Origin of the sequence: Streptomyces gamaensis (assembly GCF_042656465.1) — a bacterium.
Classification (GTDB): domain Bacteria; phylum Actinomycetota; class Actinomycetes; order Streptomycetales; family Streptomycetaceae; genus Streptomyces; species Streptomyces gamaensis.
On the sequence record NZ_JBHSPB010000024.1, the window covers coordinates 33487 to 54149 of the forward strand.

A 20663-nucleotide genomic window follows, 5' to 3' on the forward strand; every position below is an offset into this window, starting at 1 on the left:
CGGCCACACTGCCACCATGACCCCACCCGTTCGCCAGGCCGCCCGCGCCATCGCGCTCGACGACCAGGACCGCGTTCTGCTCCTCCACTACGACGAGCATGGCGGGTTCTGGGCGACGCCCGGTGGGTCACTCGCCGAGGGCGAGGACCACGAGGCCGCCGTGAGGCGGGAGCTCCATGAAGAGCTCGGCGTCGTTGACGCCGAGCTCGGCCCGCAGATCGCCGAGCGCAGCCAGCAGCATGAAGTCGGCGAACAGACCGTCCTCCAGGCCGAGCAGTACTACCTCGTCCGCCTTGTCATAGACGCCGTAGACCTGGCCCGGGCCACTCAGCCCGACACCATCCGCGCCCTGCGCTGGTGGACCGTCACCGAGCTCCGCACGACCACCGAGACCGTCTACCCCAGCGGACTCGCCGAGTTCATCGCCAGCTTGCTGACCGACGGCACCCCGCAAACACCCGTCACCCTTACCGGGTAGCCCACCCTGGCAGTAGGAGCGAACGGAGGTGGGCCGCCAGGAACAGTATCCGACAGCAAGCTCTCACCGCCCTCCCCGAGATCCACAAAGGAGGGGTGCGCTGCTTCGGCACGACGCCGTTCGTACGGCACACCGGGCGGCAGACCCGCGATGTGCCAGGGTTGCGGCCAGGGAAGTGGCCCACGGCCCGGTTACTGAAGGACCGATTCACCTGTCGTTTGCTGGCGTTGATGTGAACGGGGCGCGCTGTCAGACCTCGTAGACGTAATCCAGGACGTATGAGGCGGAGTCCATGACGGTCTCTTCGATCTCAACGGGTCGGTGGTCTGCGTCAAACGAGGTGCGGTAGGCAGCGATCACGAAGCGATTCGGGGGGACGGACAGGTGCGAGCATTCCTCAGTCGTCGGGATCCTGCAGCAGATCTCCTCGCGAGCGAGAACCGGGGCACGGCCTGCAGCGGTCAGCGCAGCGCGGATGCCGTCGTCGCCGGCGTCGCTATGGAGCAGCGATGTGCTGGCGAGGAGTGTGTGCGGCACGTAGGTCCGTACGTACTTCACCGGACGCCCGGTCAGCCGATATCGGCTTGTCCGCAGCAGCACTTCATCATGTTCTGACAGGCCGAGGGCTCGGAGGATGGGCGCTGGTGCGCCGGTCTGCACGGTGGCGGTGACGTGATCGGTTTCCAGGCTCCGGGTGTCGTCGGAGGCCAGCACCGTCATGGTGTTGTCTGGCTGCGTGAGGCGGAGGCGTGTTGCGCCGCGGCGGCGGAGCGGGGGGATGGACTGCACGTAGTTCCCGGATCCCTTGCGGCCGAGGAGTGTGCCGTCGGCCTTCAGCAGGTTGAGGGCCTTCCGCATGGTCATGAGGGCGACGCCGTGTTCCTTGGCGAGTTCGGGTTCCGGGGGGAGCCGTTCACCGGTGTGGTAGCGGCCGTTCTCGATCGCCTGTCTGAGCCGGGCCGCGATGTCCAGGTACCTGGGCTCCGGTGCCTCGGTCATTGAGCTTCCCCTCTGTGGTCTGCGCTGCGACCTGATCGTACGGGGCGTTGCTGTCGTTGGACCGGACCACTTCCCTCAAATCAAGATAGCTTGATTATTGATCTGGATGCTTTGATTTGGTTCACTGGTGCTCACACGATCCGGGGGCATCCAACTTCCGCGCGCTGAGCGCTGGTTCAGCTTGCTCCTCACCCCCGGAGTCCGAGGATCACCACATCTTGGAGGCACCCGATGCCCGATCTCGATCACTGGCAGCAGCCGGGCGGCTGGCCCCGTGACGACTACTTCAAGGCCGTGCACGACTCGATCGCCGCCATGGGAATCCAGCCGGAGGACTGGTGGCAAGGTGACCCGTGGGAGGGCGCCATCATCCTCGGCGAGGACGCGCTGACCGGCACCCGGTTCCAGGGCTACGACGAGGTCGTCGTGTCCTGGCGTGTCGGACAGGACTGCGAGCCGCGCCACGCTGACGACTTCACGGGTGACGGCTGGTACCTCGTCATCGCCCGTGCCGACAACCGGCAAGTGCGCGAGTTGGCCCGGCTGCCGTATCTCGCAGAGCCCGAGCAGGTCGCAGAAGCGGTCCGGACCGCGCTTACCGGCAGCTGAGCTTCGGATTCTCAGGCCACGAACGTCCCGATGTCCGGGGCGCAGTGGCCAGGGATGTGTCGCCACCGTGCACGCCGCCACCGCCGTACGCACGAGAACGTCCCCACCGCCGAGGAGCGCTGTGAACCTCCAGGAGTGCCAGTGAGAGAAAGCGAGATCGCACCGGCCGTGCTGCCGGAGAACGAGCACCGGGAGATCCTCACCTCGGCCATCCTGCCGGCCTGGACGAAGCAGGCCGTCCGCCAGGTGCGCCCGGTCGCGGTGATCGTCGCGGGTCAGCCCGGCAGCGGCAAGACGCTGCCGGCCGACGTGGTTCACACGGTGCTGAACAGGCGCGGCGGTGCGGTACGGGTGGACCACGACTTGTACAAGGCCGTCCACCGCCACTACACCGGGCTCGTGATCGAGGATGTGCGGACTGCCGGTGTCCGGCTCCGGCCGGACACCCGCCGCTGGCAGACCGAGGTCGAGGCCCACGTCCGTGCGTGCCGGTACGACATGGTGCTGGAGACCCCTCTGGCGGATGCGGACGCGTTCCGCGGTGCGTCGGCCGCGTACCGACGAGCGGGCTACCGTCTCGAAGTTGTCGCCCTGGCCGTTCCCGAGGCAGTGAGCCAGCTCGGTGTGCTCGACCGGTATCTGCGTCTGGCCGAGGCCGGGCGGGCGCGGTACGTCTCCTGGGAGAATCACGACACCTGCGCCGCCGGATTGATGGACACCCTGGCCGCCATCGAGGCCGAGCAACTGGCGGACCGAGTCCTGGTCGTACGGCGCGGCATCGAGGTGCTGTACGACAACGAGCTCGACAGCAGCGGGAGATGGCGTCGCCCGGCGGGAGCAGTACGGGCTGTGGTGGCCGAACGGTCTCGTCCGTGGAGCGCAGCAGAGACCGGCCAGTTCCGCCGGATGCTGGCCGACGCGGACCGGCGGGCCCACGCCGAGCGGCTGCCTGCGGACTGGGGGCTGGCGGTGCGGCGGGATGCCGAGCGCGCCGGTGCCTGGGCCGAGCCGGTCCGGCGCACCGCCCAAGTGCGCCGGGAGCCGCCCGGGGTCGATTACCACCGGTTGTCCGCTGAGGAGCACGCGTGGATTTTCGACGAGCTGATCGCGCCGTCCCTGCTGGGCCGCATCACGCCGCAGGAACGCCCGGCCGCTGTCTACGTGATGGGCCAGCCCGGTGCCGGAAAGACGCGCACGGCTCGCCTGGTGCGCCGGGCTCTGCGGGGAAGGCCGACCTGGCTCACCGGGGACGACTTCAAGGTGAGCCATCCGGACTATCTTCAGCTGCTGCGGGAGGAGCCGCGTACAGCCGGTGCCCGGATCCGCGCGGACTACCGGGCCTGGCAGGCGCGCGCCGAGGCGTACGTGCGCGAGCGGCGCGGTGACGTGGTCATCGAGATCGCACCCGACAGTGCCGCGCAGTTCGTCAACAGCGCCGCCCTCTACCGGCAGAGCGGGTACCGCATCGAGCTGGTGGTCCTGGGCGTGCGGGCAGCGGACTCCCGGCAGGGCACTGCGGCCCGCTATGCCCAGGTGAGCCGGGGCGGCAGCAGGCCCGGCCGGTTCACCACCGTGCGAGGGCATGATGCCAGCTTCGCGGCCGTGGGCCAGGCGGTGGCGGCAGCAGAGGAACTGCCGGTGGCCGACTCGGTCGTGGTCATGCTCCGGGACGGAAGCGCGGTCTACCGCAACGAGCGCACCTCCGAGGGGTGCTGGCAGCGGCCCGTCGGAGCCGTCTGCGCCTTGGTGGCAGAGCAGCACCGGCCGTACACCATCGAGGAGGCCGCCGCGTTCCTGGCCACGCAACGGTGGTTACTCTCCGCTCTGCCGCAGTACCGGGAGGAGCTCATCGGCATCGGCCGGCTGACGCGGCCGCTGTTGCCCTTCCGGCTCCAGCCGGCTCGGCTTCCTCGGCCTCGCTCCTGTGCCGGACTGCCGCTTCCCGTGCCCTGCTGGACGGCGGCCTAGGGCTCGGACGACTCCAGCTCTTCCAGCAGCGCCTCGTAAGCCGTCGCGATCCGGGTGCTCTCCTGCACGCTCGCGTCCCGCAGCCTGTCCTGCTCCCGCACGCACTCCTGCCGACGAGCCTTGAGCTCCTCCAGGCGTTCGGTATCCGGTGCATCCCGCCGATGCTCCGCCAGGATCCGTCGGGTGTACCAGGCAATGACCTGGCCCACGGCGTGGGCTGCAGTCTCGTGATCGGTGGGTGGACGCCCCGGGGAAGGCGGCTGTTGGGACGGGGATGCGGGGTCATGCACGTCGATCACCTCAGGAGCAGGGAAGGATCATTCTCTGCGGGGCCGGTGTGGTCGGGCAAGACCGGTTCTGCGCGGTGTGCGGACCAAGGGTGTGGCTGAGAACCAGCCCACCACAGGGGCTCGGCAGGGAACGACGCTGCCGCCCGGCGGCGGAGGGGCATAGGTTGATGCTCCAAGTGATCATTCGTGGGGGGAATATGGGCGACCTGCGCGCGCTGTTCAGCAGCAACGATCCTTTCGATGCCGATGAGGCGTTCACCAACCGTCAGCGTCAGTGGGAGCTGGTGACCTCCGCGCTGGCAGAGCACCTGCGGCACATCGCCGACCCGGCTTTCGATGTGGAGGACCTCGAAGCGCCGAGGGACAACGTGACCGTCTTCCACGGCGTGGGCGGCGTCGGCAAGTCGACGCTGATGCGCAAGATCGAGGCGGCGCTGGCCTGCGACGGGCAGCGGCCCGTCCAGTGGGGCGCACCCGCGTGGGCGGGCGAGCGGTTCTTACCCGTTCGCATCGACCTTTCGCGGTCGGCCGGCCTGGATTTCGAGCGGGTGGTGCTGGCCATCCGGCTCGCTCTCGCCGGTGCCGTCGGCCGTCCTTTCCCGGCCTTCGATCTGGCGCTGCGCCGCTACTGGGATGTCGTGCATCCCGGTGAGCCGCTGGAGGAGTACGTGCGCCGCACCGGGCTGGCGGGCCGGTTTGCCCAGGCGTTGCCGCAGCAGATGCAGGCGGCGGTGGGTGAGGTCGTCGGTGCTCTGGAGCTGCCCGGCGTCGTCGGTGCGGCGGCCGGCCAGGTGGCGAAGGCGCTGGTGCGGGCTTTGCGGGAGCGTCGTGAGCGGGCACGGGCGCTGGCGGGCTGTGCCCGGACCGTCGCGCTGCTGGAGGCCGAGCCCGACCTTGAGGCGCTGTCCTTCTATCCGCATCTGCTGGCCTGGGAGTTGAGCCGCCTGCCGGCGAAGAAGGCCGTGGTCCCGGTCATCCTGCTGGACACTTTCGAGGACATCGCGGACCGTCACCGTGATGTCGAGCGTCTCCTGCAGCGCGTGGTCTGGCTCATGCCCGGCACGTACTTCGTCATCGGCGGCCGCAACCGTCTCCCCTGGGGGGACGGCGAAGCCCTTCAGGGTCAGCTCGACTACACCGGTCCGACTGCCTGGCCCGGCCTGGCCGCCCCCGCCACCCCCTCGGCACCGGCCGCAGGGCAGGGCGGTGCCCGGCAGCACCTGGTGGGCGACTTCTCCCCCGCAGACTGCGAGGGCTACCTCGCCCGCCGCCTCTCCCACGACGGCCGGCCGCTCATCGCCCCCGATGCCCGTGCTGTGATCACCGGGCGCTCCCACGGCCTGCCGCTCCACCTGGACTTGGCCGTCGGCCGTTTCCTGGAGATCCGCCGCTCCGGCCGGACCCCCACCGCCGGCGACTTCGACTTCGCTTTCCCCGCGCTCCTCGCCCGCACCCTGTCCGACCTGACCCCCGACGAGCGCCACGTCCTGCGCGCCAGCTCACTCCTGGACGCCTTCGACCTCGAACTCGCCACCCGCACCGCCGGGTTGCCCCAGCAGGCGGCAGCCCGGCGGCTGGCCGAGCGGCCGATCGTCACCGAAGACCCCTATGCCATCTGGCCCTACCACCTGCACGGCGCGATCCGCTCCGCCCTGCGCGCCGCCGACGACCACACCGACGACCGCTGGACTCCCGCCGACTGGCACCAGGCTGCCGCCCGCGCACTGACTGCCCTCGGCGACCAGTGGAGAAGTACCCTCGCCCCCGGCCGGATCCTACTCGTGGCCTGCCTGCGCCAGGGCCTGCGCCTGGCCCGCGACCACCGCCTCGACGACCTCGCCTGGCTCACCGAAGCCGCCTACGCCTACATCGACGACTCTATCTGGGAGCCCCTCGCCCCGCCTGCCAGTGACGGCCCCGCCGACGACGGCCCGGGCACGGTCGCCGACGCCCTCGTCGAGCTCCTCACCGCCGTCGCCCGCCGCCAGCACGAGCACCGCGAGCGCACCGTCGCCCGCCTCACCGCCGTCCTCGATACCGGCCTGCTTCCCCACGAGCTCAGCGAGATGGCCGAGTATTACCGGGCCAAAGCCAACCGGGACCTCGGCCGCAACGACGCCTCCCGGCACGGGATGCAGCGGGTCGCCGACAGCGGCGGCCGCCTCGCACCCCGTGCCTGCCGTGGCCTGGCCCAACTCGCCCGTATCGACGGCGACTTCCCCACCGCCATGGCGGCCGCCCGCACCCTCGGCTGGGAAGGCCGGCACCAGCGCGTCCTGGGCGACCTGTGGTGGCCCCACGGTGAAATCCAGCGGGCCGTGGCCGCTTACGAAGCCGCGCGAGCCGACGCCGAACACCACGGTGTCGCCGGAGAACGAGCCATCGCCCAGGCCCACCTGGCCTTGGCCGTCGCCTTCGCCGACCCCGCCCGGGCCGACGACGAACTCGCCCTCGCCCACCAGCTCCTCGATGGACTCGACCAACGCGCCACCACCCTCATCACCCACATCGCTGCTCTCGTCCGCGACGCGGGCACCCCCGACGTCACCGACCGCGCCCACCTCCTGCGCACCGAGATCACCGTCGCCGGACTCACCTCATTCCAACCGCTCCTGGAACTCGCCTGCGCCTTCCACCACGCCGTCCTCGGCGCACACCAGGACCTGACCGCCACTGTCGCCCGACTCCACGAACTGTCCGCAGGCGGTGGCTACGCCTACTACGCCGACATCGCGCTCTTCATGGGCAACCTGCCGCTCCCGCCCCGGCCCACACCGCCCGTACGGTGGCTCGACGGCGAACAGCCCGTCCGCGATCGCTGGCGCGCCCTGGTCACCGCCCGGCGTGGAGAGAGCAGTTGATATCACTCGTTGTCATAGCGGTCGTCCTGGTGACGGTCATGGTCACGGCAGTCCTGCTCGTACGCTCGGCCCGCGCCGACGCCACGGCAGCGCAGCAGCGCGCCGACCAGGCCCTCGCCGAGCGCCGCACGGCCGAGGAAGCCCACCAGAAGGCTCTTGCCGAGCGGGGCCGGGCCGCTGTCGGTGGCACCATCGACTTCCTCGTCTTCGACGGCCTCTTCGAGGTCCGGCAAGGCGCCCGGGATCCCGAGGGCCTCACGCTCGTCCTGGCTGACGTGAAGTACGGCTCCAGCGCCCTCACCCGCGAGCAGCGGTCATGGACGCCTCCCTGGTGTTGCCGCCTTGAGCGTCGGCGGCCCTGTGCCTGATCAGCAGGAGGGCCGAGGGCCAGGGCGGCCTGTTCGCCAGCGGGGGACGATTGCCTCGGGTCCGCCCAGCCGTGGGCCGGTGCATGTGCTCGGCGGTGTCATCGTGCCACTGGGCAGCCCAGAAGCTGCGGCGGTCGCTGCGGCAGCGGTCCCGCAGCACCAGCTCCGGGCCGTTGCCGTCGCTCGCCGTGTCAACTCCCAGTCTGAAGACGCACCGTCGGGGCCGTACGCCCGGCGGCCGTCGGCCGTCTCGCGCAAGCGGGGCGGCGTTTGAAGCCACAGTCGTTACTTCAGGTGTCGGCCGGCACGGCAGTGGCCCCTGCGAGGGTGACGGTTCCGGCCACAAGGGCCTGCCCCAGGGCTTCGGCGAGGTTGCTCATGGAGCGGTAGCGGGCGCTTGCGCCCATGGTGATACGGCCGGTTCCCGGGTCCACGGCCATGCCGGCGCGTGTGGCGGCGGCGGTCCATGTGGGGCCGGGGACGTCGATCGTGTAACGGCCCCGTCCAGTTCCGCTGCCGCGTTCGGTGTAGACGGTCTCGGGAGCCGGCGGGTGGGGAAGGCTACCGGTGCCGTAGGCAGCGAAGACCGCAGTGAACGCCTCGGAGACGGTCATGCGCTGCGCGGCGGCGAGCCTGACGACCGCGTTCCAAGTGGACTTGTCCATACTGACGCCGCGTTTGGGGCGCTTGGGCGGTGCGGGCATGCGATGGCCTTCCGGTTGTCTGATGCGCCTCGCATCTTAGTGTGGCGCGCCGCCATAACTTTTATAGTCCGTGACGCCCTACCCCTGGAATGTTATGGCTTTCCGCCATAACATTGGATGCAGAAAGACGACAAAGGGCGAACCCCACCGGCCTACGAAACCCGGGGTCCGCCCCCCACCAGCGCACGCGTCAACGTCATCACCGATGGAGCCCCAGTATGGCACCTACAGGCACCCTCTCCGACGAAGACTTGTTGATCCTGGCCACCGCAGCCCGCTACGCACCGGCCCGCGTTCCGGTGATGGCCGTCGCCGAGATCGGCATCACCCACACCGCCTTCGCCCAGCAACTTCTTGGCCTGCTGCGAGACCCCCTCGCCTGGCAAGCCGACCCGATCACCTGCCGCCGCTGGCAGACCTACCTCGACCACAAGCGCGCTGTACGCGACAGCCGACATCCGGACGACCGCACGTCAGCATCCCACCGGTGAACGCCAGGCGATCCGCACCCACCCCCGCGGAGGGTGAGGGTCGCCTGGGCTCAGAGTGCTTCTACCAGGGGGAGTTGAGCGCTGCGCAGAAAGCGCGCGCAGCACCATCTACGGGACGTCGACGACACCGAGAGCACGGCTTCCACGAAGACTCTCCCTCCGCCAGCCCCAGCCTGACCGGCGGCCATCTCACAGCCCCGCTGCCGCCTCACTGACACCAGCCGGCCAGCACGACCAGCCGCGGCTGCGCCACGCAGAAACAGATCCAGCCAGCCGCCTGCACCGCCGCCTCATCCGGGCCGTGAACCCGGCATCTCCCCCTCTCACGTCGACACGACAACCGCAGAGGAGCTCACATGACCAGTGCTGAAACCCCCGCCTCTTCCGGCAGCACGCCTCCGTACACCCCGATCCAGTTCCACCGCGCCGAGAAGGAAGCACGCCCGGCCCGTATCGCCTTCGACGGCCCGTCAGGATCCGGCCGCACCTTGACCGCGCTGCGCGTCGCATCCGCCCTCGGTCACCGAATCGCCGTCATCGAAACAGAGCGAGGTCACTCCCACCAGTACGCCGACGACATCCCGTTCGACACCCACGTCCTGAGCGACTTCGACCCGGAGAACCTCTTCACGGCGCTGGCCTCGGCTGCGGTCCTCCAATACGACGTGGTCGTCGTGGACTGCTACTCGATGTTCTGGACCGGAGTGAACGGGATGCTCGACAAGGTCGTCGCCGACACCCGGCCCGGCCACGGCGGTGCCAACGCCAGCTGGAGCAGGCATCGGCCGCTTGAGCGGAAGGTCACCGAGGCCCTCCTGGCCTACCCCGGTCACCTCATCGTCACTCTCCGGTCGGACACCGAGACCTTGGTCGACACGGACGCTCAGGGCCGACAGACCACCCGCCGGGTCGCGGTAAGAGCCAAGCAACGGGCGGACATCGAGTACGACTTCGATATCGTCGGCACCCTCGGCCCCGTGGCAACGCTGCACATCGGGAAGTCCCGGGTACCGGACCTCGTTGACCAAGTGCTGCACGAACCGGGCACCGAGCTCGGCGATACCATCCGGACCTGGGCCGATGACGGCAAACCCACCGGAGACTGGCTCGGGTTTGTCCGACGGGCCCGAGCCCTGGAGGCATCCTCCGAGGACCTCCGCGACCTGTGGCTGGACGTCTCGGCCGCACGCTGCTGGGGCATGGCAGTCCTGGACGAGTACGGCCAAACCGTCAAGCTGGCCGACCTGATCTCCGAGCGCGGCCGATACTTGGCCAGCCGACAATCAGCATTGCCGAAGGCAGACAACAAGGATCAACCACCCTGCGAATAGGGACAGTTCAGACAGAGCAAACACTGCCCTTTTTGCCGAATAGCAATCGGCAAAAAGGGCACCTGTGCAAGAAGCTGTTCCCCGATACACGGCTGGGCATGGCCCGAGATGAGGCCCCACCCCACGCAGGGGCGCAGACGCAGTCCGGACCACGCGACGACCCCGCTGAACACCACGGTGCGGTGCAGGACCAGCCGGCACCGACGACCTCCAGACGAAGATGTTGCGTGACCTGACCTCCAGCCTGACTGCATTCTGGAAGGCAGACGCCGTCGGCCCGTCAGAAAGAGCATCACGTCGTGCCCAGCTGAATGTGTGTGCCATGGCTGAGGCTGACGATGCGGGCGGTGAGGTCGGCGCCGAAGAGGTCGAGGGCGTCGTCCTCGCCGTGTTCGGCGACGTGGTCGAGGAGGAGGTGGGGGTTGTAGCGGGCGGCGAGGCGGGCCTGGCGGCGGTCCTCGTCGGTGCGGCGGGCGTGGGTGATGAGGTCGTTCATGGCCTTGACGGCCTGCTGGTGCTGGCACCAGGCGCGCCAGGCGGGGTTGTCCTGGGGGTGGACGACGTGGGGGAGGCGGGCGTCGTACTCGGCGTCGCGTTCGGCGCGCTGGCGGAGGTGGGAGGTGATGTAGGCGGCGGGGCGGGCGGGGCGCCAGTCGAGGTACCAGGAGTGGAGTTCGGCGGCGATGTCGTGGACGTCCAGGCCCTTGTCGATCAGCGGGCGCAGGGCGAAGGCCAGGCGGCGCAGTCCCTCGCTCTGGGTCCAGCCGACCAGGGGTCTGACCTGACGGGCGATCAGGATGTCCCGGGCCACCTGCGCGACGGAACGGCCGGTGGGCCTGCCCCTTCGGGCCTTGGCGGGTCTGGGGGTTGAGGGGGAGTCGGTCGCGCGGCTCGCGCGCGTGCGCGAGGTGTCTTTCACCCCACCACTCACCTCAACTGTCTCCAACTGGGGGGTACGACCAAGAGAATGGGGCTCACGCCCCCGCCCACCAGCACCCCCCGCCTTCCCCCCGCCCTGCTTCCCCGACTGTTTCCGGGCGCGCTCCCGGACGTCCTCCACGGCCCGCTGACGGCCCTCCCCGGTCACCCCCGCGACCCGCGCCTCGTAACCCGAACCGGAGAGCACATGCCCCATCGCGGCGTCGTAGCAGGGGGGAATGACGGCCCCGTACACCGTGGCCGTCGCGGTGTACTTCCGCCCCGGCACACGCAAGTTCCGCTTCGAACCATGCACCAGCCACACCAACGCACCCAGCTCACGCAAAACCGCCGCATGCCGCTTCACCGTCGGCACACTCACCCCCAGCCGACCCGCAGTCCCCACCAGGTCATAGAGCACGATCCCCCGCCCGTAATCCATCCGCCCCGCCAACTCCCGCGCCAACGCAAGCGTCATCGCGTTCGCCTTCGGATGCACACCCGCACCCATCAGCCACACCACCGCCCGCAACCACGCACGCGGCTGCGCCCGACGGGAAACCGTGTGCAACACCTCCTGCCCCTCACCACGCACCGGCGTGAACGCGGTGGCTGTGGGAACGGTGCGTGAACTGGTAGGCGTGCTGGGAGTGTTTGGACCGGTTTCAGGCAGCACTGAACCGACCTTCTGACGAGCAGGCATGATCCACTCCGGTCGAAGGGCCGAAAAGGGAAACCCTCACCTCCGCCCGGACCGTGGGGTGAGGCACGGGCGGGCGCGGGATGCGAGGTCAGTGAGCTAGCGGCTGGGTTGTGCGCCACCTCGCTCTCGGAAAAGGAAGGCCCGGGGACAGTGGCCCCGGGCCGTTGTGCTGGTGCTGGGAGTAGCCGACTCTGCTGGCATCTGCGGGGCCTGGCGGCCGGTCCCGTGTGACGGCGGGTAGCCAGGCGGGTTGTGGCGGCGGGGGGCGGTTGTCATGCGGCGGCTTCGGACTCGCGGGCCCGGCGCCGGGATGGAAGCTCCTCGAACCATTTGCCGATCGGCGCGAAGTAGAAGGGCTGGTCAGCGAGTTTGAACAGGGCCTGGCAGTACGGGCCGGGACCGGTGGCGAGGGTGCAGCCGGTCTGGTGGATGAACAGTCCGCTGTCCGGCTTGATGTCGTCGGGGATCGCGGCGCGGGCTGTTTCGACCGTTATGGCTTCCCATACGCGCAGGGCCTGGTCCTGGTTGGCAGGCCGACGCTCCTCGGGCCACACGAGGCGTTTGAGGGCGCCGTAGAGGCGGACGAGGACGATGTCGGTCTCTACGAGGTAGCCGGTGTCGATGACGCCCTCGGCGGCCGCATCGCGGGCCACTTTGGGCAGAACGCCCGCCTCGGAGGCGATTCTGCGCAGGGACCAGTTCTCGGAGGCTGATCGCATTCTCTTCCCTCTCCTTCGGGAGCCCACTGTATCTGATCCGACCTCACTTTGTGGAACTGACAGAACCATGGGCGTGTCGCTGATGCTGAGCCGTGAAGGCCGTCAAGAGCTGAAAACTACTTGTTTCTCCTGATATTTGAGCGTTGACGTGCGTCCCTGTGATGACGGGTACGTGGATGCGACAGGTTCGTGGTGGCACTGTCAGAGTCAATGTGCGTGGGGTGGCCAGACCGTCGGCCAGTGCACCAGAGGGGGTAACTGACCATCCGACAGTCCGCATGAACGTATGAGAGAACGCATGCATGAGTGCAAGAAGAGATGTGAACAAGTGAAGCCCTGGAGCGGGGAGAGGCCGGCACCTACCAGGTGCCGGCCTCTCCCCGCTCCAGGCCCGGAACGTCAGCCCTCTATGGGGCCTTCCGCCTCAAGTACATCGAGGAACGTGTCCACAGCAGCGCACACGACGTCGATGACAATGCCGTGCCGGTACGCACGCAACGACTGCCGAAGCCCGTTGAGCAGCGCGGCCGACTCGGGGCTGACACTGAACTGAGCACTCCGCCCGGCCGGATGCTCACCGTCCCACTGCTGGATCAACCACTCGTTGGCCAGGGCCACTTGCTCCTCCGCGCTCTGGGGGAGCGACCGCAGAGCAGCATCGAGATAGTGTCCCGCCGACAGCCGTCCACGGCCGGACGACGCCGCGTCGGCCTCCGCCCTCGCCTGGAGCCGGGCGACAGTATCCGGAACCAGACGGCCCGACCACATCCCCCAGTTCCGGCCCGTGCGCTGCGCGATGAACGACGCCAGCACCGCAGCCTGGGCAGGCTTGTCCTTCTTCCCCGTGCGTTTGGGCTTCGCCGCGCGCAGCACAGGGGGCTCGGCAGACAACGGTGAGAACGCCGGACCGTCATTGACACGGCCCGAAGGCCTCACCGCACGCGGCGGTGCCGCAGACGCCCGGGACGGCGATGCCGCCGGAGCGGGCGGAACATCCGCTACGGGAGACGGCGCGGGCACCGTGCGCTCGGGCTCCGGCTCGACCGGAGACTCTGCTGGGAGGGATGCCGCAGACGGCTGCGGTGCCTGCGGGGCCGTCAGGCCCGCTGCCGACGAGAGGACCTCCGGGGCGGGCAGCTCCCCTGCCCGCTGATCCTGCGGTCCCGCAGCGGCTGCTGCCTCTGCGCTGCCCGAGACGGCAGCCGGGGTCGGCTCGGACGCGGGCGACGGCAGCTGCGTCTCAGTGCCTTCCTTGCCGGTTCGGCGCTCCTGCTCGGCCTCCTCGTTGCCCAGGAAGCCGCCTTCATCGGCATCGTTGCCCACATGCTCGATCGCAGCGAAGTTGAACTGACGCTTTTTTCCCCGGCGTGCGGTCATGCAGCATCGGCCTTCGCGAGCCGGTCCAGAAGCTCCTGTGTCAGGTCCTCGTACCAACGGCTGGCCGCGTACGACGGTTCATCGATCACGATCGGCCGGCTGACTCCGTAGGAAGCCGAGATCTGGTCGCTCGTGCGGATCTGCTTTGCGAAGACCTTCAGATCCCACTTGGCCAGGTACTCATCGACAGTATCGGTCTCGTCGGTGCGCTTGGACGGCGGCCGGGCTTCGTTGAGGATCGTTCCAAGGAACTGCGGGTTGCACACCCCGCCCGTCCGTTCGGGAACCTTCGAGGTGCTGTTTCGCACGACGCGGGCACCATCAGCGGTCGCGATCCGAGGATTGCAGATCGCGATCACATAGTCGCCGGCCGCCAGAGCCACAGAGGAGAGGGCATCCGCCGACGGCGGCGTGTCGATGAGGACGAAGTCGAAGTCGTCCTTGACCGACAGCAGCAGGTGCCGCAGGGTCGCCGTTGCGTCCCAGCCCCGCTTGGCGACCTCCGCCTTGGCACGTTCGGTCAGTGCCATCACTGAACCGATCACATGGAGCGACCCCGCGCTGTCGAACCCCTTCAGCAGGACACTGCGGTCCAGCATTCGCTCCCGCAGCGACGGGAGCGACTCAAGATCGCCGATGTCCCGCGCATCGATGTAGTCCAGCAGCGCACTGCCAATGTCCTTGGGCTTCTTGGCGATTGCCCCGAGCGAGACCCCGAGCTGCCCCTGAAGCTCAAGGTCGATGAGAAGAACTCGGAATCCGCCGCTCGCGAGAGAGGCGCCGAGGTTCGCGGTGGTCGTGGTCTTGCCTACCCCGCCCTTCTGGCTGGCGAATACAAGAACCTTCATGGGTGCCCTTCATGTGCATCACTCGCAGGCAACAGTGCCTGACCGGCCTCACACGGACGCTGCCCCTCCCAGCATCTGAGACTGACAGCATCACTCAACGCTGGACAGATTAACAGTCAGCTCGCCGGTATCCACGGCATAGAGGGCAGCTTGAGCGTGTCCAGCAACTGCTGCGCCTCGACCAACGGTACTGACAGCACCGGCAAATCCGGGCATTTGTGCTGATGAATGCCTAGAGACGGACACCGGGGCCCACAGTCCCGCTGGCTGGACCACCCACCGAACGGCAGGCCAAGAGGCTGTCTGCCCGAGAGCCCGGACGCCACACGGCTGGAACGGGCGCCGGAGTGTGGGGTTGAGGGGCCGAGCGACCGCAACCGCGGTAGAGCGCAGGCCGGACGGCCCGCCCGAGTGGATGCAAGGGCATACGCACACACGCAGGTCCGAGCGTGCAGCAGCACGAGAGACGGACTGCCCGGACAGACGGATGTAGGCGGGGAAGTTTGCTGGCATGTCAGAGCGCGCCGAGGGCTGCAGGTATGTAGGCAACGACGCAGGCACAGGAGCCAGAAGGTATGCACGCGCGTACGAGCAGACGATCTGGTGGGTGCGAGAACCGACGAAGGACCGCATGCAGCAGAGTCGGCGAGCACGCGTGCGGGCGTGTACGGCTGATCGAGGGCATCACCGTATGCCGCCATGAATGTCCGTGTGCGTGGACGTAACGGAGCGCGCAGGACTAACCGGAAGAGTGCAAGTGAAGCCGTATCACCGACGTGCCGAAGGAATGCGTGATTGAGCGCACGAGCAGACGAGCCGGTGGATGCACGAGCCGACGAAGGACCGCTGGCACCAGTGACCGCAGGAACGTACGTGAGTGTGCACGAAACATCGTCAGCGTTGGCGTATGCAAGCAGGAACGTACGTCGATCTGCATGAGGGATGGCACGTAGAGACGTGCGACCGCGTGCGAGTGCGCCCAGACGTACGAGCGGACGACCACTCCAGAGATGCACTGTCAGTGCGCAGGAGAGCACGCGCGAGTGCAGGCATGTCCATAGGTTGGAGCGAGCGCACGCAGGAGTCATTGCATTAGTGCATCAGAGATCGCAAGAAAGCGTGCCAGGGTGAACGATCGATAGGAAGCAAGAGAGCGTGCAAGAGGCGACGGATGCATCAGTGACGGTATGTGACATCGGATGAAGGAGCGTATGCGTGCATGAGTGCATAGATGAGTTGGATACCGCACGCCATGATGGATGCGAGAGTAAATGTCTTAACGCATGTTGAAGGGATGGCGTTGATGGTCGAGGTAACGATAGCGTTCACGGATGACTTCATGCACGAGGAAGCGCAAGAGTCAATGCATGCATTGGTGCATGAGTGAACGCAATATAGATTGAGACATTGTGAAATCTTGCTGAGTGCCCCATCACCAGCATGTTTGCGTCAAGCTCCTCCCGCACCCGGGCAGAGCCAGCGGGCCGTTGGGTTGCTCCGGGCGCGGCAAGGCCGCAGTGCTTCTCCCTTACGGGGGCAGACGACGAGCCGCGCCGGCCAGAGGTTACGAGCACAGCCCGAGATTCCCGGCGTCCGTTGACCAAGCAGCGTACTTAGATGGGCTTGAGAGCGTGGACGGGGAGTTGTAGGGGAGAAGTGAAGTCGGTCGGACTGCGCGAGGGATGCGGTGACCGTAGGGCTGGTGCCGATGAAGCGCTGGGCGTTACTCACAGAGCGATACAGCGAGGAGGACCGATCCTGCAAGACAACGCAACCGCTATCAGCGTCCTGCCTCCCCGAGACGCGGTCCGGTTCCGAGAGCGCTCGGTAGAGCAGTGAGGACACGAGAGTTGCGGACCCGTCGCGACGGGGGGGGGGGAGGACAGACCGTGTCTCCTCCGTCGGCACCTTCCATCCTCTATGTGTTCGACAGCCACGCCTGGGTGCAACCTGATTGCGGGAGTGGCGTCATCCACAGGCAGGACCTTGTCCACACGACATGAGCGAGTGCTGGTGCCGGGTGGGACCATTGCACCATGCCGTTCCGAAACGAAGGAGTGCGCCCGTTGAAGGCGGAGCCCACCGTGATGCACATCGTCGACGCGGGGCTCGACTCGCCCGACCTGACCATCGTTCTCGCCTCGGCTTGGGAGGCATTCGCCCTGGGGGAGCGCGCGGCCGACGCGTCCGCCTGGGCACCCGGGCATGACGAAGTGCAGGCCCTTACTGCTGCACAGGCGTGTGCCGCCGGCCGGTCACTGCTGCCCCTGCCGGCCACCGCCTCCGTCGTCGCCGAGTACGTGCCGGACTCCGAGCATGCACTGCTGCCGTGTGCTGACCTGCTGCTGCACACCCGCAATGTGCTCGACCAGCTTGCTGCCGCGACAGTCTCCGAGGGGTGCGGCCACCTGCGGGAGGCCGCTGAGCACGCCGGGCGGGCCGCCCGCGCCCTGCAGCGGGTGCGAGGCTAGCCGTGCCCACCGTACTGGCCGACCTCTACGACACCGCCGGCACACACCTCCGCACAGCAGCACAGGCCCTGTCGCACGGCGCACCCGTCGACCACGCAGCATCCTCGGCAGACCTTGAACACTTCCTGACCCAACTGCGCAACGGACTACCGGCAGGAAGTTCACTGCCGGCATCCCGTGCCGCCCACGACCTGGTCGGCCATCTGGACAGCGCCATCACGTCATTACGCACGGCCCGCCGATTCTCAGCAGCCCCGGCACCCGGCGAACGCCCCGCCACTGGAGCCGAACTGGCCGACGCAACGCGCGCCGTGGTCTCGGCACGTGACCTCGTCGCAAGCCACCGAGCACCCGACCGCGTCCCGCTGACCGCCTACGCGCTGCTGTTCACCACCCACCCCGCCCGCAGCTACCTGACCTGGCGCGCGGCCGAACTCGCCTGGGGCGCGGGCTGGATCACCCACGCCCTGGCCCAGAGCGCAGAGCATCCGGCCATCGCGGCTGCCCTCTCCGACGCACGCAGCCATCTGGACCGGGCCGCCGTGTTCGGCAGAGCAAGCCGCAACGACGCCGACCCGGCTCTCGGCGCCTTCCCGCTCGCCTTACCCGCCGACCCCGTACAACCGTCCCCCACGGACCGGCCTAACGAGGTCCCCTCACTCCTGGAAGACGACTGCGAGCGCCTCTCCCGGGCCGCCTTCGAAACCCTGCACGACCGCACCAGCCACCGGCCCAGCGGATCCGATCTGACGCAAATCGCCCGGTGGACGGCCCTGAGCCGCCTGCTGGCCGGCCGCATCCTGCTCCACACCGCCGAACACCACCCCGACACGGCCGTCGGCCAGGTACTGCAGGAAGCCGCCGGACCACTCCGCACCGCCGCACAGGCCTGGCACAAGATCGCGAAGGGCTGGCACCGCATCGTCGACACCGCCGACCCACGAGAACACCCCGCACTGCCCGCCCCCGGCTACGAGATCGTGCGCCAGGGCCAAGTCGTGCGCCTGCCCCGGGTCATCCCACACCCGGCCACCGTTATCTCCCGCACCATGGCCGTACGGACCGGCCAACTGCTCTACGGCGCATCATGGCGACCGGACGGCGAACGCCGGCCGACTGCCAGGACCACCGACGCAGTCCTGGCCGACACGCACGGACCAGGTCCACTGACGGCCGTGCTCTACCGCCTGCCCGCCACAGGGTGGCAGATCGCCGCGACGGCCCCCGTCGCCATGGACCGGACCCGGGGCGGCCTGGTGACCGACGACCCCGATCACCGGCCCGAAGGCCTTGATCCGCGCCACCGCTTCTACCCCGTCCACCCACGCCAGATAGAGCACCTGGCCGACGCCTACGGCGAGGTCATGCGAGCCGAGCAGGCCGCCGCAAGCACGCTGTTGACCGCCGCGCACAGGGCCGACACACCGGTGCCCCGCGCACGGCTCGATGCGGCAGCCCACCGCCTCATCGCCTCGCACAACAACTGGATGCAACAGACTCCCACCGCCCGTACGGTCTCCCAACCGATCGCCGCACCCAGGCGAGTAACTCCGCAGGCCTCCCGCCGAGGTGGCAGTCACTGGTAAACCAGCTCTCCAGCACCCGCTCCGGTCACAATGCCGTGCAGCAGTCCGGCCGAGGGACTGCTTGATGGCGAGGACGGGCACGTGCCCTCCCTTCGCGCCCTTAGGCTGGTCCAGCCCCGCCCATGGGCGTGTCCCGAGAGGAAGCCGATGAGCCACCAGCCACCTGAGGCAGTGAAAGCGGACCCTGCCAAACTGTCCCTGGAGTTCCACCACGCCCACCGTCTCCTTGACCCGTCCGGGCAGGGCATCCAGACGTGGCACGTGCGCATCGTCGCCGATACCGAGACGATCGGAAGCCTGCGCGCGACCCGTGGGCTGTACTGGAAGTCGGGCAATTTGCACGATCGGATGGCCGATGAGCAGGACTTCCTCGCTGTGGCGTCCGGACAACTCCTCAATCCGGACGGCTCGTTCACTGACAAGTTCGAGGACTTCATCGAGATGCCCGGCAGCGTTCTGGTCATCGACCAGCTTGAGCTGCCAGCTCCCTGGGACGACCCGCTGATCGTCGCCGGGGTCGCCACCAACGTCATCGACCGTCTTACCGACAACTACTTCGCCGTCGTCTTCCCCCGCGCCACCGTCCCCGGCTGCGTGGGAGCCGCCCTTCTCGACGAGGCCGCGGCCCTGCTGAGCGCTGAGCCCTTCTCCGACGAGCTGAGGATCATCGACAACGCACTCGCGGCCCCCGAACAAGCAGCGCACCAGGTGCGTGAACGCCTGCGCCTGCGTACCCGCTGCAGCGGCGCCGAGCCCTGGAACGAGGACGGCGAGGACGACTACGAGGTCCTCACTCCGCGCACGGCGGCCGTCCTGCGCCTGGCCTTGAAAGAGCTGTCGGACGAGGCCTGGCAGGAGGCCGTGGCGCTGGGCGACGAGCCCGTGCGGCGCGGTGCCGACGGCTTGTTCGGTGCCCTGCCGCCGGTGACCTTCCGCCAGGACCACGTCTGGCGGCGTCAGATGGCCCGGACATTCGACGATCTCGGAGACGACCTTGCCGCCGGAACGGAGCTCGAACCCCGTTGCACGGGGGAGGAGATGGCACTGCACCTGGGTATCGCCCGGGCCAAGGCGCTGGAGCGCAATCGCCCGCGGCTGGTGCGCGAAGTGGTGGCTGGCCTCCCGGAGCACCGGAGCGACTTCGACTGGTTCGCCTGTTCCAGCGATCTCTTCCAGGACCACGACGTACTGATGCTGTTCGACGCCGCCCTCGACGGGATCGAGGACAGCGGCAGTGACGTCAACCAGGCCCTCGGCATGGTCAATCTCGCCCCGCTCGACTGGTTCACCCCTTTCGGGCCCGCCCGCGACCCCGACCGCGGGTTCCGCAACCCCTAACCCCGCACCGGCCCCATGCCGCCTAATCTCCTCGGATGGCACGGGGACCGGTTGCCGGAGAGCCAGCGGCCGTACGGCTGGGCGTACCGGCGGAACCCCGAAGGCGCGGGCGGGGTTGTGAGAGTCGGGCGGCGGGCAGTCGTCCGTCGCCCGGTCGGTCGGGCAGGCCCCGGGCCGGACGACACGAGCGACCCGGGCCGGACGACACGAGCGAGTCGTCCGCTGCTGCGGTCGGCAGCTTCAGTGGCCTCGCCCCGGCCGCGCCACCGAGGGGTTGCCGGACCGGCCGTCCCGGTTCAGCGGTCTTGATCGTCGAGATCCTGCAGGAGCGTGTACTGGCCGGGGCAGTGCAGGGTGGTCAGTGTGGGGGCCGGCGCGTTGGGCCAGGGCCAGGGCTGCTGCGGGGGAGCGGGTACCGGGCTCTCTCCGTCGTCGCCGTCCCACATCCGCCCGTAGGCGTCGGGGATCGTGCCCCACCCCCAGTACGGCTGCGGCCGCTCGGGCACGATACCGAGCGCCTTGACCACGTCGATCGGCTCCGGCTCCACCCGGCAGAGATGGCGCCAGTTGTCGCCCAGGTCGAAGGTTTCCCTATTGAATCGGC

General features: G+C 68.6%; 18 protein-coding genes. 10 read left to right on the forward strand and 8 right to left on the reverse strand.

Going from position 1 to position 20663, the window contains the following annotated elements:
* Positions 1-16 precede the first annotated feature (16 nt).
* The gene (locus ACFP1Z_RS28655) at positions 17-478 is read left to right on the forward strand and encodes an NUDIX hydrolase (protein WP_390320576.1); all 462 of its coding nucleotides are present in this window, start codon (positions 17-19) and stop codon (positions 476-478) included.
* A 249-nt stretch (positions 479-727) separates the two neighbouring features.
* On the opposite strand, the gene ACFP1Z_RS28660 is transcribed toward ACFP1Z_RS28655, so the two are convergent.
* Positions 728-1477 (reverse strand): GntR family transcriptional regulator, encoded by a 750-nt coding sequence (locus ACFP1Z_RS28660; protein ID WP_390320577.1) that lies wholly within the window; start codon positions 1475-1477, stop codon positions 728-730.
* A gap of 231 nt (positions 1478-1708) precedes the next feature.
* Between ACFP1Z_RS28660 and ACFP1Z_RS28665 the strand changes: the two genes are divergently transcribed.
* Positions 1709-2086, forward strand: coding sequence for a hypothetical protein (locus ACFP1Z_RS28665; RefSeq protein WP_390320578.1), 378 nt, complete (start codon positions 1709-1711; stop codon positions 2084-2086).
* A gap of 141 nt (positions 2087-2227) precedes the next feature.
* Complete coding sequence (locus ACFP1Z_RS28670) at positions 2228-4054, forward strand: zeta toxin family protein (RefSeq protein ID WP_390320579.1); 1827 nt, start codon at positions 2228-2230, stop codon at positions 4052-4054.
* On the opposite strand, the gene ACFP1Z_RS28675 is transcribed toward ACFP1Z_RS28670, so the two are convergent.
* Positions 4051-4263 carry a hypothetical protein gene (locus tag ACFP1Z_RS28675; RefSeq protein ID WP_390320580.1) on the reverse strand — a complete coding sequence of 71 codons (213 nt, stop codon included), beginning with the start codon at positions 4261-4263 and terminating at the stop codon, positions 4051-4053. The genes ACFP1Z_RS28670 and ACFP1Z_RS28675 overlap by 4 nt on opposite strands.
* Before the next feature lie 278 nt (positions 4264-4541).
* Between ACFP1Z_RS28675 and ACFP1Z_RS28680 the strand changes: the two genes are divergently transcribed.
* A complete protein-coding gene (locus ACFP1Z_RS28680; protein ID WP_390320581.1) occupies positions 4542-7205 on the forward strand; it encodes an ATP/GTP-binding protein in 2664 nt (887 codons plus the stop codon).
* A complete protein-coding gene (locus tag ACFP1Z_RS28685; protein ID WP_390320582.1) occupies positions 7202-7573 on the forward strand; it encodes a hypothetical protein in 372 nt (123 codons plus the stop codon). Before ACFP1Z_RS28680 ends, ACFP1Z_RS28685 begins: the two co-directional genes overlap by 4 nt.
* 290 nt (positions 7574-7863) lie before the next feature.
* Here the strand turns inward: ACFP1Z_RS28685 and ACFP1Z_RS28690 are convergent, their stop codons facing one another.
* Positions 7864-8277, reverse strand: a complete 414-nt coding sequence (locus tag ACFP1Z_RS28690) for a hypothetical protein (RefSeq protein WP_390320583.1) — start codon at positions 8275-8277, stop codon at positions 7864-7866.
* Between the two features lie 218 nt (positions 8278-8495).
* On the opposite strand from ACFP1Z_RS28690, the gene ACFP1Z_RS28695 reads away from it, so the two are divergent.
* Positions 8496-8768, forward strand: coding sequence for a DUF3263 domain-containing protein (locus ACFP1Z_RS28695; protein WP_390320584.1), 273 nt, complete (start codon positions 8496-8498; stop codon positions 8766-8768).
* A gap of 356 nt (positions 8769-9124) precedes the next feature.
* Positions 9125-10099, forward strand: coding sequence for an AAA family ATPase (locus ACFP1Z_RS28700; protein ID WP_390320585.1), 975 nt, complete (start codon positions 9125-9127; stop codon positions 10097-10099).
* Between the two features lie 292 nt (positions 10100-10391).
* Here the strand turns inward: ACFP1Z_RS28700 and ACFP1Z_RS28705 are convergent, their stop codons facing one another.
* The 4 genes from ACFP1Z_RS28705 to ACFP1Z_RS28720 form a co-directional block, all read right to left on the reverse strand.
* The gene (locus tag ACFP1Z_RS28705) at positions 10392-10910 is read right to left on the reverse strand and encodes a hypothetical protein (protein ID WP_390320586.1); all 519 of its coding nucleotides are present in this window, start codon (positions 10908-10910) and stop codon (positions 10392-10394) included.
* Positions 10911-11992: 1082 nt separating this feature from the next.
* Positions 11993-12439, reverse strand: coding sequence for a hypothetical protein (locus ACFP1Z_RS28710; RefSeq protein ID WP_390320587.1), 447 nt, complete (start codon positions 12437-12439; stop codon positions 11993-11995).
* A gap of 399 nt (positions 12440-12838) precedes the next feature.
* Positions 12839-13816 carry a hypothetical protein gene (locus ACFP1Z_RS28715; protein ID WP_390320588.1) on the reverse strand — a complete coding sequence of 326 codons (978 nt, stop codon included), beginning with the start codon at positions 13814-13816 and terminating at the stop codon, positions 12839-12841.
* The gene (locus ACFP1Z_RS28720) at positions 13813-14664 is read right to left on the reverse strand and encodes a ParA family protein (RefSeq protein WP_390320590.1); all 852 of its coding nucleotides are present in this window, start codon (positions 14662-14664) and stop codon (positions 13813-13815) included. Before ACFP1Z_RS28720 ends, ACFP1Z_RS28715 begins: the two co-directional genes overlap by 4 nt.
* 2036 nt (positions 14665-16700) lie before the next feature.
* Here ACFP1Z_RS28720 and ACFP1Z_RS28725 point away from each other — a divergent pair.
* The 3 genes from ACFP1Z_RS28725 (at position 16701) to ACFP1Z_RS28735 (ending at position 20059) form a co-directional block, all read left to right on the forward strand.
* A complete protein-coding gene (locus ACFP1Z_RS28725) occupies positions 16701-17135 on the forward strand; it encodes a hypothetical protein (RefSeq protein ID WP_390320591.1) in 435 nt (144 codons plus the stop codon).
* 2 nt (positions 17136-17137) lie between these two features.
* Positions 17138-18721 carry a hypothetical protein gene (locus ACFP1Z_RS28730; protein WP_390320592.1) on the forward strand — a complete coding sequence of 528 codons (1584 nt, stop codon included), beginning with the start codon at positions 17138-17140 and terminating at the stop codon, positions 18719-18721.
* A gap of 171 nt (positions 18722-18892) precedes the next feature.
* Entirely contained in the window at positions 18893-20059 is a 1167-nt protein-coding gene (locus ACFP1Z_RS28735) for a hypothetical protein (protein ID WP_390320593.1), read from the forward strand.
* A 296-nt stretch (positions 20060-20355) separates the two neighbouring features.
* On the opposite strand, the gene ACFP1Z_RS28740 is transcribed toward ACFP1Z_RS28735, so the two are convergent.
* Positions 20356-20607, reverse strand: a complete 252-nt coding sequence (locus ACFP1Z_RS28740; RefSeq protein WP_390320594.1) for a hypothetical protein — start codon at positions 20605-20607, stop codon at positions 20356-20358.
* Positions 20608-20663: the final 56 nt, after the last annotated feature.